The organism is Rouxiella sp. WC2420 (assembly GCF_041200025.1).
Lineage (GTDB): Bacteria > Pseudomonadota > Gammaproteobacteria > Enterobacterales > Enterobacteriaceae > Rouxiella.
The window spans coordinates 2,005,303-2,017,948 of record NZ_CP165628.1 but is presented as its reverse complement, the minus strand read 5'-3'; the positions used below and the strand labels follow the sequence as shown (position 1 = coordinate 2,017,948).

Here is a 12,646-nt window from a genome sequence, read left to right as displayed (position 1 = left end):
ATCCTGCGTGACTATCAGCGGCAGTAAATTAACCTAGTTCATATGACGAGAAGAATTAGGTTTCTTGACTCGCAGCGCTGAATTAATCGTTATTATGCAGAGCGCTGTTAACCCCACCCCAAACTGAGGAGTCGGTGGTCAGTGCTTCAACCGCGCCAGTTTTGCTGTTTCTTCTGAACAGGATATTATTTTTTCCTGACAGATTGCGCGCATATTCGTGAGTTCCGTCTGGCAGCAGCACTTTGGTACCGGCGGTAACATAAAGGCCAGCTTCAACGATGCTGTTGTCGCCCAGCGAAATTCCGATACCGGCGTTGGCACCCAGCAGAGAGTCTTTGCCGATTGAGTTAACGGTTTTGCCGCCGCCTGACAGGGTTCCCATAATCGAAGCACCGGCACCGACATCACTGCCTTCGCCCACGGTCACTCCCGGGGTGATGCGGCCTTCGACCATGCTCTTGCCCAATGTACCGGCGTTAAAGTTGACGAAACCTTCGTGCATCACGGTAGTCCCTTCGGATAGGTAAGCCCCCAGACGGATACGATCGCCGTCGGCGACGCGCACGCCGCTTGGGATCACGTAATCCAGCATGCGTGGGAATTTATCTACCGAATACACCACCAGCTGATGATAGTCATCTGCAACGTGGCTTCTTAATTTTTCTACCAGCTGTGGAAATACCGGGCCAGCCGAGGTCCATGCTACGTTTGGAAGTTGCTCGAAAATACCCTGCAAGTTAATGCTGTTAGGTTTTACTTTTCTTTTCGACAGCCACTGCAGGCGCAGGTAAGCATCTTCGGTAGAAACGATCGGCTGATCGAGATCGACAGAAATCGAGAATTTCTCCTGACGAACAATGCCGTGTTTCTCGGCCAGACAGCTACGTTTGCTGGTCACATCATCAGGGTAAAACGCTTCTACAGTTTTGCCTGACGCCACGTCGACATATCTAAGCCCTTCGACTTCTACAATCTGCTTATTACTCATAATTATTCCAAAATCAGTAGTTAGCCGATTAAGATGCCACGCATGACGTTAGGTTTAAAATTATAATTACTAATAAAGTTAGACGATTTATTAATGAGGTGTTTTCAAGCAAGACTCTGGTATCGAGGATTCCAGGCAGTAACGCGTAGACTTTGTGCGAATTACGCCCGAAGATTCACTATCGATCCCCTCTCCGTAGTAATGCGCTTCCATCTGGCTAAAAATTCCGAACATCGCATCTGACCCATTTTTTCACAAACTCTGACCAATAATGTCAACCCCCGCCCCCTGATTTTTTCCTGATTTAACGATGAGTTAACCCTGATTTATCCTTAATCACCAAATCTCGTCCTCGTCTGAACCTTGACGCCGAAACACAAGTAGGTAGACTGGGCTACCTATTCACTAAGAATTTGCAGGTTTAGGTATGAAAAGCAGCAAATCGGAACCACAACAAAGCGCCCGCGACCGCCTTTTAGGGGCCGCGCAGATACTTTTTTATAATGATGGGATTGCTGGTACGGGTATAGATGCGGTGGTAAAACGCGCCGGTGTCGCCAAGAAAAGTCTCTACAACAACTTCGCCTCCAAGGCGGAATTAGTTGAAACCTATCTGCAAATTCGTCATCAAGAATGGTTGTCGCTTTATGAAGCAAGACTGCAGCAGGCAAAAACCTCTAAAGAAGGGGTTCTGGCCGTTTTTCTTGCCTATCAGGATCACGCCGAGCACGCCTATGAACGCGGATTCAGGGGCTGCGGATTATTAAACGCCGCCGCTGAGTTGCCTGCGGATGCCCCCGGCAGACAGGCGGTTCGACGCCATAAAGAGCAGGTGGAGTCTATTCTTGCAGAACATTTGCTTGGCCTTACAGCTGGAGATAAGACGAAAGCCCTTGATACCGCTCGTCTATTTTCATTTGTGCTTGAAGGTGCCATGTCCCGCGCCGGCCTTGAAGGTAACGGAGAATGTGTTCGACAGGCATCAAAAATGGCCAACGCCATGATGGAGGCGATGTGAGACTTGGCACTCAGGCAGGCGGCGTGATGGCCGTACTTTTTGCCGCAATATTATGGGGAACGACCGGCACCGCGGCCACCTTTGCCCCAAAAGTTAGCCCGCTGGCAATTGGGGCGGTGGCAATGGGCCTGGGTGGCCTGCTTCAGGCACTGATTGCGCTTAAAGGTATCCTCCGGCATCGTGCCAAGTTAAAGCAAAACTTCCGTTTATTGCTTATCGGTGCAATCGCTGTCGCAGTTTATCCGCTGGCCTTTTATGCCTCTATGCATCTTGCCGGAGTCACCGTTGGCACAGTGATCTCAATTGGTTCCGCCCCGCTTTTCTCGGCATTAATCGAATATTTCTTTAGTGGTTCAAGACTGACAAAACGTTGGTTATCGGGCGCTACGCTGGGCATTGTCGGCATGCTATTGTTATGTCTGGCAAAAAATACTAATCATGTTGATACAAGCTCCTCCGCAGACGTTTTGAACGGTGTATTACTAGGCTTGCTGGCCGGGCTAACCTATGCACTTTACTCTTGGGCGGCACATCAAATCATGCGCAAAGGTATTCCATCAAAAACGGCGATGGGTGCCACATTCGGAATCGGCGGTTTAATGCTGATGCCGGTACTGCTGCTGACCGGTGCCTCACTTGTTGAGTCATGGAACAACGCAGCGGTCGGGTTATATATGGCACTGGTGCCGATGTTTATCGGCTATGTCTGTTTTGGCTTTGGACTGGCAAGGATCCCCGCCAGCATGGCAACGACTCTGACTTTGCTGGAACCGGTAGTGGCCGCCGTTCTGGCGGTGTTTATCGTCGGAGAAAGAATATCTGCGCAAGGCTGGCTGGGCATCGCAATGGTAGGAGCCTGTCTAATCATTATCAGCATGCCGGCAAAAAATCCAAAACTGCAATTAAGCCGATCCTCTCATTAAACGGCCACGGGCTGCACTCTATGCAGCCCGGCCAAAATGACTCGGCATAGCCGTACTGTGGATACTGGCTAACTAATGTCGATTATGCTTCATCCCAGGCGTGCAAAGGGTCGTGATATTTTTCCCAGGCGATGGGTCCCTCCAGCATTTCCAAGTCGTTCAACAGGCAGTTATCGAGATCCCGACGCAGTCCGGCCTCGTCCATGTCAATGCCGATAAACACTAATTCCTGTCGCGCATCACCTATGCCTTCAATCCAATATTCGAGGATAAATTGCAGCGTTTCAGGATCTTCAGGCCAGCGTTCACGCGGCACACTAGCCCACCACATGCCGGCCTTATGTTGTCTTGCCACACCACCGGCCTGCGACCATGACCCAGCAAAACTTGGTCGTGTCGCCAGCCAGAAAAATCCTTTGGAACGCACCACGCCCTGCAATTTATTCTCAATGACCGCGGCAAAACGCTGAGGATGGAAAGGCCGACGCGCTCGATAAACGAAATGGCCAATGCCGTATTCTTCGCTTTCCGGGGTATGCTCACCGCGCAGTTCCTTTAACCAACCCGGTGCCTGAGCTGCCTGTTCAAAGTCGAAAAGCCCCGTATTAAGCTAACACCGATCGGTTAAGCAAAATGATCAGTTGAACGATCCGGCAGGTGTATCACAATAAGCCTCATCATTTTCTGATGGGGCTTTTTCTATGCTTTCTACCTGGCTTGACGAAACTCAAACTTGGGCTGAACCCGACTCTCTTTCCTCTTTTCAGCGTGCTATCCCTCTGGAGTGGATCTCTCAAGTCCTTCACTCCACAGATAAAGCCAGTATAAGAAAGCGTAAATTTCCTGCTGAACTCGTCGTCTGGTTAATTATCGGTATGGGACTTTACCGTGATCGGCCCATCACGGATGTCGTGACAAAACTCGATCTGGTTCTGGGCGACACGCTGGCAGCCAGCTCCATTGCTCAGGCCCGCCAGCGGCTCAGTGATGCACCGCTTGAGGCATTATTTAACTTGACTGCACATCATTGGACGCAGCAGGAAGACAAAGATGATCTGTGGTGCGGACTACGGTTGTTTGCCGTGGACGGCACACTTTTTCGCACGCCCGACACGCCGGAGGTGGCGGAGCATTTTGAGTATATAAAGTATCGCCCGGACAGGCATACCGAATACCCGATGGTCCGGCTGTGCGCGTTGATGTCATTGCGCAGCCGGTTAATGCACGATGTTAAGTTCGGCCCGGCCAATAGGGGAGAAGTCAGTTATGCAAAGCAGCTATCCCCGCAACCCTGCAGCCTGACACTGTTTGACCGTTGTTATTTATCAGCAGAATTACTGATTAACTGGCAGCGGGAGCAGCCTGAAGCACACTGGTTAGTGCCTGTGAAAGGGAATACAAAATATCGGATAGTTAAAACGTTCAGCGAAGGCGATCATCTGGTGGAAATGCAGGTGTCATCCCATGCCCGTAAACAGGATAACGGGCTGCCGGAGGTCTGGCAGGCAAGGCTGATAGAATGTGACGAGGGCAGTGATTACAAAGGATTTATCACGTCGCTGACGGAGGTGGAGCGTTATCCTGCGGCGTCGTTGCGATATGTCTATCAGGAGCGCTGGGGTATAGAAAACGGCTACGGTGAACTAAAGCAGTTCCAGTTGAATACGGCGACTTTACTGCGAAGCCAGAAGGTAACCGGGATTTATCAGGAAGTGTGGGGCCTGCTGACCGCGTATAACCTGATAAGGCTGGAAATGAGCCAGATAGCCAAAGAAGCGAAAGTCTCACCGTTACGGATAAGCTTCGTGATGGCCATGCGACTGATAAGAGATGAGTTAATCTGGTGTTCACTTGGAAAGCCGGGAACGATCCCAACAAAGCTGCGAAAAATGCGTGAAGATGTGAAGCAGTTCATCCTGCCGGAAAAAAGAAAACGGCCCAAAGAAAGGACCGTTCGCATATCAAAAACCCAGTATCCCGTTCACTCAAAACATCTTAAGTGAACGGTGTTACCGTATTAAGCACCTTTTCCAGCGGCACCTTTCCAAAAGAAGCAACCTCAATTTTTGCCCGTGGATTCAGGCTATGCAGAATGGCAAACAGCTTTTCTTGCTGCTCGGTAGCAATAAGATCGATTTTGTTCAGCACTAACACGTCGCAAAATTCAATTTGCTCAATCAATAAATCGACCACGGTGCGTTCATCTAATTCCCCTAATGATTCGCCGCGCTCCTGCAAAGGCGTGTCAGATTCGTAGTCTTTTAAAAAGTTGTAGGCATCAACTACCGTGACCATCGTGTCCAGACGAGCAATGTCGGACAGGCTTTGCCCCTGATCATCGGCAAAAGTAAATGTTTCCGCGACCGGCAGCGGTTCAGAAATGCCGGTTGACTCAATAACCAGGTGCTCGAAGCGCCCCGCTTTGGCCAGTCGATTGACCTCAATCAGCAAATCTTCACGCAGCGTGCAGCAGATACAACCATTGCTCATCTCTACCAGTTTTTCATCGGTGCGGGAAAGCTCGGCACCACCTGCCCTGACCAGGGCGGCATCAATATTCACTTCTGACATATCATTAACGATCACCGCGACGCGCAATCCCTGTCGATTATTCAGAATATGATTGAGTAAAGTGGTCTTGCCAGCACCTAAAAAGCCGGATAACACGGTAACGGGTAAGCGCATATCTCGATGGTGGGAAGCCGGGGTAACAGATTGAATCGGCATCAGATGACCTCTTATCGGTGATTAAATATCTTGCTATATTTATTATGTTATAACATAACAATAATTTAATCGCGCAATAAAATTGAGTCTATCCATCCCATTACATCATCGGGTGTTAAGTGATGATTATCACAAATATGCAACTTCATTGCGGTAATCATCCAGTCTGACAAGTCATATTTTCTGATTATTTTCAATAAAATCAAATGCAAATAAAAAATAGTTCATTTATTTCATTTTAAATTGAAATTGAAACTTTCATGCCTTTCGCTTAGCCTCTTGCTTATGATCTTTTCGCTGTTTAATTCAGGAGTTATTAAAATGAGTCAACTTCTCACCCTCGACGTTTTGCTTGAGCAAGAGCGCGAATACCGTTTCAACAATCTTGATTTCGATTTTAATTCCGCCTGGGCAATTGGTAATGCCATTCATCAACGCGCCTCAGAAGCCAATGCTCCGGTTGCTATCGAGGTGTTTGCTTTCGGCCAGCCTCTTTTTTTATCAGCCTTGCCAGGTTCAAGCGCCGATAATCTGGAATGGATGAAGCGAAAAAGAAATACCGTGCTGCGACTCGCCCATTCCTCTTTATTTGCGGGTCTGAACTACGAACAATCCGGCACGCGCATGGAACATCACACCTTTATCAATCAGGCAGAGTATTGCGATCACGGCGGTAGTTTTCCATTACTGACAAAATCCGGGGCTGTTTTTGGCGCGGTAAGCGTCAGCGGGCTGCCTTCCGAGGACGACCATGCGCTGGTGATCCACGGGATTAGTGACTATCTGAACAGCAAAAAGTAACTTTTCCAGGGACTGAACCATGAACCGCGAATTTGTAAAACTGGCGATAGCGCCAATCGGCTGGACCAACGATGACATGCCCGAACTGGGCATCGAAAATAGCTTTCAGCAGTGTATTAGTGAAATGGCACTCGCCGGATTTACCGGAAGCGAGGTCGGCAGCAAATATCCCCGCAATCCTGCTGTGCTTAAACCGGCATTGGCGCTTCGCGGCTTAGAAATCTGCAATGCGTGGTTCAGCACCTTTTTTGCCGACGGTCGCGGCGAGCAAACGATACAAGAATTTCGAGAAACTTTGGATTTCCTGCACAGCATGGGCGCTAAAGTAATTGGTTGTTCCGAGCAAAGCGGCAGTATTCAGGGGTTACCTCAGCCAGTTTATGGCGTGAAACCTGTTTTCAACGAGCTTGAGTGGCAGCGGGTTGCCGACGGTTATAACCACTTGGCAGAGTTGGCTTCTGAAAAGGGCATTTCGGTTTGTTTGCACCACCATATGGGAACGGGTATTCAAACCCCGGAAGAGATTGACCAGTTTATGGGCGTGGTGAACCAAAATGTTTATCTGCTGTTCGACACCGGCCACGTTTACGCCTCAGAACTGAATCAGCAAGCGGTGGTTAATGTGTTGGAAAAACATCTTGGCCGCATCCGCCACGTACACCTTAAAGACTGTCGTACCGCAGTGTTGAGTCGGGTGAAGCAGGATAACATTTCTTTTATGGGCGGCGTCTGTCAGGGAATGTTTACCGTGCCCGGCGACGGCGATATCGACTTTGCGCCAATATTTTCATTGCTGGAAAAAAGCGGTTACCGAGGGTGGATGGTAGTCGAGGCCGAGCAAGACCCGGCAATTGCCAATCCGTTGGAATACGCCCTCAAAGCCCGCCAATTTATCCGCGAAAATACCGGCCTTTAGAAATAAAACGGGTTGCCAAGGCAACCCTTTTTCTAGTTGTGAACGTGTATAAACGGCCTTGGGTAAATTTTCTGAAATTTGCTGTACCTCTTTCCCCTTCACGCTCAATGAATTAAATGCTCACCCTGTTTTCTCAATTCATTAAAGTCGGTAAAAACCGTTGCACCGAGGTCGGTAAGCAGTTTGGCTTTTGCGCCAACGCCGATGCCGATAAACGCCACGTCGAGATTTTCTGCTGTCTTGAGATCCCAAACACCATCGCCAATGGAAATAATCTTTTGACCGGCAGGCAAAGAATATTTCTCCGTTGCCTGTTTAATGGCGTTAATCAGCAAATCTTCCCGAATTTGGTATTCAGAAGCCGTCACCAAAATGGCATCGCGTAAATCAATATCTAGCGCAGCCAGCTTTTTCTCGGCGCCGTACCGTAAACTGCCGGTGGCATAGACGACTTTCCAACCCTGTTCATTTAACCAATGAATAAAAGAAGCCGCACCGGCGATCTCGGCAAAAGGTTTTTTCGCTAATTGTTGATCCAATTCGCGTATATAACGCGTTTCTAACTCTGCCAGATCACTCAATGAGGTAAATTTCGCCTCGGCCCACGCCTGCACGAATATCGCACTGTCGGTATGATGCAGATAGTTTGCCCAATCAGTTCTCAGCGCCGGAAAGTTAAAAGACCGTAGAGCGTTTTCAAACGCAATTTGGTGCTGGGGAATACTGTCAGTCAGGGTACCGTCGATGTCGAAGACTACAATACCGGTTTTTTTGTCTGTCATTAAATGGATCCCTAAGATAAGCCAATAACAAAGCTGAACAGTTGATTCTGCTGATTTATAGTAAGACTAAATTCACCACATCGCGTATTTTTCTGTGCCACCGGATGGCGTGTCGGCGATATAAACCTGAGTTATCTTGACGCCTTATTCGCCGTTGCCGATTTGCCAGATAAAGGTCGGATCGCTGCCGTTAACTTCCCAGTCACCGACGTTACGAGTTTTGTAGATCACCGGATTATGCGACGCGACGGTGCGCGCGTTACGCCAATGCCTGTCCAGCGCTTTACTGGTACGAGTATCAGAAGCCCCCAAAGCATTGAACAGCTCAGTAGCCGCGCGTGGAATAAGTTCGCTGGCGATCACCTGAGCCTTGGCTGCATCAAGCTCGGCCTGCACGTTTGCCTGTTGAATTGCTGCTTCATCTTTACTTTCATGCAGCTCAAAAGCCAGCTGTAACGCATGGGTAGCCTGCTGCACTGTGGCTTCAACCGCGTAGGCCCAGCTGGAAATCTGCCCCACAACCTGCAACACCTGCACGTCTTGTTTCACCTGCCGAGCATTGCCGTGGCTGTAAATACGTTTGCGATTGCCGACTGCCAGTGCTGCATCACGAGTGACCGCACGGCCAATTCCGGCCAGCGTTGACAATAAAACGTGCTGATAAAACGCGGTCTGATAACGGAAACGCTCGCTGAAGTCATAGACGTGCGACGCCTCCACCGCGGCCTGTTCAAAACGCGTGCTGCCGCTGCCGGTCAGGCGCTGGCCGAAACCGTCCCAGTCATCGTCGAGCTTGACTCCGCTCTGATGAGTGTTGACCAGTGCAATCACATCGCGGCCGTTGTCGGCGCGCTGGGCGTAAACATCAATCCAGTCGGCATACAGTGAGCCAGTGCTGTAAAACTTGTGCCCGTTGAGCAGCCAGCCATTATCTGCCGGTGTGACCTTTGTTATTACTTCGCCCAACTTCAGATTGCCGATTTCTGTCCAACCGCTGCCCACCAGCTCGCCGTCGGCAAAGCGGCGGAACCAGCGCTGCCTTGCTTCGCTGTCGGGCTGATTCAGGCGATCTTCAACAAAAGCAAAGTGCGCGCGTAAAGCCTGTGGCAGGTTGGAATCAGCCTCGGCGAGCTCGGTTAACAACTGAAACAGCTGCGGTAACGTGACGCCAAAACCGCCTTGACTCACCGGAATTCGTAAGGTGCCGAAACCAGCCTCTTTCAGCCAGCGAATTGGCTCGACCGCCAGCACCCGATTGCGCTCGCGTTCCACCGCGCCTTCGGCGATGCGGGCAAAAATCGGCCGGAAACGGGCAGCGATCTGTTGATAATCAGGGGTAGCGTGATGTTGTTCAGACATGTGGTTCTCCATTTTCGGTATGGTCGTCAATATCGCGGCGGGTTGGCTCAAAGCGCACCACCAACAGGAAGGCAATAGGCAGCAGCGCGCTCAGAGAGACAATCCAGAACATGTTGGTGCCAAAAGTGGCCTGCAAAATTGGCAAGATAAACAGTGCCAGCGCACTGCCGATACCTGATAAGGATCGGCTGAAACCGACGCCGGTTGCGCGGATATGAGTTGGGTAAGACAGGGACGGATAAATCATGATCTGCGCGCCTGGGCCAAAACCTTCGGCAAACAACCACAGACCTAGCATCAGGATGGCGAAAACAATGCCAATAAGCGCCGTCGGATGGCCAATCAGTGCCAGCGCAACCAGAGCAATAAACTGCAAGGCAAAACCGGCAATAGCAACGTGACGAGACGGGAATTTCCACGCCAGGCGCATACCCAGCAGGCCGCCGGTAAAGGCAAACAGCGCGTTCAGCCCCAGCGACGCAGAGATAGTTTCAAACACCCCGGCGCCGAGAAACTGCGCCAGAATCGATGGCAGGAAAAAGGCAATTGCGGTGTATTCGAAAGATACACAGACATTCATCACTCCGGCAACGATAGTGCGTTCGCGATAAGGTTTCTGGAACAGCACGCGGAAGCTGACTTTTGGCGGCGTCTGTTTGACCTGTTTGGCAATCGCCTCTTTATCTTCATGCGCCTGGATGCCATAAGAATCGCGCAGAATACGCGCTGCGCCACTCAAATCCCCCTGATTGGCCGCCCACAGCGGTGATTCATTCATAAATTTGCTGCGCACCGCGATGATCAACAACGCAGGCACTGCGCCAAACAGCAGTGACGCACGCCAAAGCCAGTCGATATGCTCTTTCGGCAGCAAGAAATACAAACCAAAGATGATTAGAAAACACACCGAGGACGCGGCGTACCACATCGGGCACCAGGCCGCTACGCGCGAAGCTTTGTTGGCTTTGCCGGTAAATTTCGAGAATTCGGCCAGATAGGCCATCGCCACCGGCAAGTCGATGCCGACGCCGACTCCCATCAGGAAACGGGCGCCGATTAATACCCAAACATTAGGTGCCAGACCGGCGGCGATAGCAGAAACCACGAAGAACAGCATGTCAGCCATAAAGACGGAATAGCGCCCGTATTTGTCCGTCAGCCAGCCTCCGAGTAGGTTGCCGACAATGGTGCCGAGCATAATCGAGGAAGCAACAAAGCCGGTGAGCGTTGGGGTCAGGCTGAAATCTTTAACCACATCGTCGATGCCATAGGACAGCGTAGTCAAGTCATAGGCGTCTAAAAACACGCCGCCCAGCGCCAGAAAAACTATCCAGCGGGCATAGCTGTTTTTACTGTCACTGGTGTTGATCAGCTGAGCCACGTCGCTGACTGAACCTATTGGTGTTGAATGCAATGGCGGCACATCGATGCCGTCATCAATATTAATGGTGCTCATAAAACCCTCTGTTTTTTTAATCATGTGAAGAGAAGTGTTGGCAAACAGGTGCAACCGCTTTTAACAAGTACTAAGAAGCAGTTATAAAGGGCTTTACGGGGGATAACAAACAACAAATATTGATAATAAATTCATTAAAATCAATAAGTTGAAAGAATTAATTAATAGCAATGCAAAAGCCGGGCAAGCATGGAGCCGACCCGGTTGCGAACCAGAAAACAGGTTAAAACTTACCTTTCATTAGCTTTGCACAGGCTGGGTTTCCTGCTCTGTGTTGCGGCGATAACCCGCGCCCGGATGCGGTGCCTGCAAACGGTCACCCTGATTAAACAATTTTTCACGCAGCGTGCCCGTCTGGTAATCCTGCTTGTAAACGCCACGTTTTTGTAGCTCGGGCACCAGCAAGTCAACTACGTCGGTAAAGGTTTCATGCGTCACCGCATAGGCCAGATTAAAACCGTCAACATCGGTCTCTTCGACCCAGCTTTGCAGCTCGTCGGCCACTGTTGCGGCACTTCCGACAATCAGTGGACCAAAGCCGCCAATGCCGACCCAGTCTGCCAATGCCTGCACGGTCCACTGGCGGTCAGGATCGGCGGTCGAGAAGGTTTCAACTGCCGACTGAATGGCGTTGGTGTGCAGATGTTTTAGCACCTGATCCGGCTGATATTGCCCAAAGTCGATGCCGGTCCAGCCGGAGATCAGCGCCAGTGCGCCCTCGTAGCTGACATAACTTTTATAATCCAGCCACTTGGCCTGTGCCTGCTGGTCGGTTTCGCCGACGATCACTGTTTGCAGATTGAAAATCAGTACCTTGCGCGGATCGCGCCCAGCCTCTGCGGCACGACGACGAATATCCGCCACCGTTTTCTTCAGCAGCACTTTTGACGGCACGGCAACGAACACGCACTCGGCATGTTCGGCGGCGAACTGCTTGCCGCGACTGGAAGCCCCTGCCTGATAAAGAACCGGCGTGCGCTGCGGTGACGGCTCACAAAGGTGAATTCCCGGCACCTGGAAGAAGGTTCCCTGATGATTAATCGGGTGGATTTTACCTGGATCACTGAACACCCGACGCTCGCGGTCGCGTAAGATTGCACCCTCTTCCCAGCTCCCCTCCAGCAGCTTGTAGACCACCTGTAAATATTCGTCGGCGTAGTCATAGCGTGCGTCATGATCGGCCTGCGCCTGATAGCCAATATTGCGCGCGCCGCTTTCCAAATACGAAGTCACGATATTCCAGCCAATGCGCCCCTTGGTCAGATGATCCAAGGTCGACAGGCGACGGGCAAACGGATAAGGATGTTCAAACGACAACGACGCCGTCAGGCCGAATCCAAGATGCTCGGTAACCAGCGCCATCGGGGTAATCAGCGCCAACGGATCATTGACCGGCACCTGAGTGGCGTTGCGAATGGCCGCGTCGTTGTTACCATCCAGCACGTCGTACACCCCCAGCACGTCGGCGATAAACAGGCCGTCGAATTTTCCGCGCTCCAGCAATCGTGCCAAATCGGTCCAATATTCCAAATCTTTATACTGCCATGAGCGGTCGCGCGGATGTGCCCACAGACCCGGTGACTGGTGACCGACACAGTTCATATCAAAAGCGTTTAAGCGAATTTCACGTTGCGATGACATAGCGTACTCCCTGGATAACCGGGTCTCTGCAGGCT

Annotated in this window: 10 protein-coding genes and 2 pseudogenes; 5 read left to right on the top strand and 7 right to left on the bottom strand. The window is 50.8% G+C overall.

Annotated features, from left to right (window positions below; genetic code table 11):
• Positions 1-82: 82 nt before the first annotated feature.
• A complete protein-coding gene (locus tag AB3G37_RS09345) occupies positions 83-988 on the bottom strand; it encodes a DapH/DapD/GlmU-related protein (RefSeq protein ID WP_369790452.1) in 906 nt (301 codons plus the stop codon).
• Positions 989-1,415: 427 nt separating this feature from the next.
• On the opposite strand from AB3G37_RS09345, the gene AB3G37_RS09340 reads away from it, so the two are divergent.
• Both AB3G37_RS09340 and AB3G37_RS09335 read left to right on the top strand, forming a co-directional pair.
• Positions 1,416-2,006, top strand: a complete 591-nt coding sequence (locus AB3G37_RS09340; protein ID WP_369790451.1) for a TetR/AcrR family transcriptional regulator — start codon at positions 1,416-1,418, stop codon at positions 2,004-2,006.
• 26 nt (positions 2,007-2,032) lie between these two features.
• Positions 2,033-2,929: a DMT family transporter gene (locus AB3G37_RS09335; RefSeq protein ID WP_369790924.1), complete on the top strand. Its 897-nt coding sequence runs from the start codon at positions 2,033-2,035 to the stop codon at positions 2,927-2,929.
• A gap of 82 nt (positions 2,930-3,011) precedes the next feature.
• On the opposite strand, the pseudogene AB3G37_RS09330 reads toward AB3G37_RS09335, so the two are convergent.
• Positions 3,012-3,539: pseudogene (locus AB3G37_RS09330) on the bottom strand (GTP-binding protein); the annotation flags it as partial.
• Between the two features lie 91 nt (positions 3,540-3,630).
• Here AB3G37_RS09330 and AB3G37_RS09325 point away from each other — a divergent pair.
• Entirely contained in the window at positions 3,631-4,932 is a 1,302-nt protein-coding gene (locus AB3G37_RS09325; RefSeq protein ID WP_369790450.1) for an IS4 family transposase, read from the top strand.
• A 10-nt stretch (positions 4,933-4,942) separates the two neighbouring features.
• Here AB3G37_RS09325 and AB3G37_RS09320 read toward each other — a convergent pair.
• Positions 4,943-5,656: pseudogene (locus tag AB3G37_RS09320) on the bottom strand (GTP-binding protein); the annotation flags it as partial.
• 321 nt (positions 5,657-5,977) lie between these two features.
• Here AB3G37_RS09320 and AB3G37_RS09315 point away from each other — a divergent pair.
• Together AB3G37_RS09315 and iolE are read left to right on the top strand one after the other, a co-directional pair.
• Positions 5,978-6,457 (top strand): heme-degrading domain-containing protein, encoded by a 480-nt coding sequence (locus AB3G37_RS09315; protein ID WP_369790449.1) that lies wholly within the window; start codon positions 5,978-5,980, stop codon positions 6,455-6,457.
• Between the two features lie 19 nt (positions 6,458-6,476).
• Positions 6,477-7,373, top strand: a complete 897-nt coding sequence (gene iolE / locus AB3G37_RS09310) for a myo-inosose-2 dehydratase (protein WP_369790448.1) — start codon at positions 6,477-6,479, stop codon at positions 7,371-7,373.
• 104 nt (positions 7,374-7,477) lie between these two features.
• Here iolE and AB3G37_RS09305 read toward each other — a convergent pair whose 3' ends face one another.
• From AB3G37_RS09305 to AB3G37_RS09290, 4 genes are all read right to left on the bottom strand, one after another.
• On the bottom strand, positions 7,478-8,155 hold the full coding sequence (locus tag AB3G37_RS09305; protein ID WP_369790447.1) for an HAD family hydrolase: 678 nt from the start codon (positions 8,153-8,155) through the stop codon (positions 7,478-7,480).
• A 144-nt stretch (positions 8,156-8,299) separates the two neighbouring features.
• Positions 8,300-9,514 carry an acyl-CoA dehydrogenase family protein gene (locus tag AB3G37_RS09300; RefSeq protein WP_369790446.1) on the bottom strand — a complete coding sequence of 405 codons (1,215 nt, stop codon included), beginning with the start codon at positions 9,512-9,514 and terminating at the stop codon, positions 8,300-8,302.
• Positions 9,507-10,970, bottom strand: coding sequence for an MFS transporter (locus tag AB3G37_RS09295; RefSeq protein WP_369790445.1), 1,464 nt, complete (start codon positions 10,968-10,970; stop codon positions 9,507-9,509). Before AB3G37_RS09295 ends, AB3G37_RS09300 begins: the two co-directional genes overlap by 8 nt.
• 240 nt (positions 10,971-11,210) lie before the next feature.
• The gene (locus tag AB3G37_RS09290; protein WP_369790444.1) at positions 11,211-12,611 is read right to left on the bottom strand and encodes an LLM class flavin-dependent oxidoreductase; all 1,401 of its coding nucleotides are present in this window, start codon (positions 12,609-12,611) and stop codon (positions 11,211-11,213) included.
• Between the last annotated feature and the right edge of the window lie 35 nt (positions 12,612-12,646).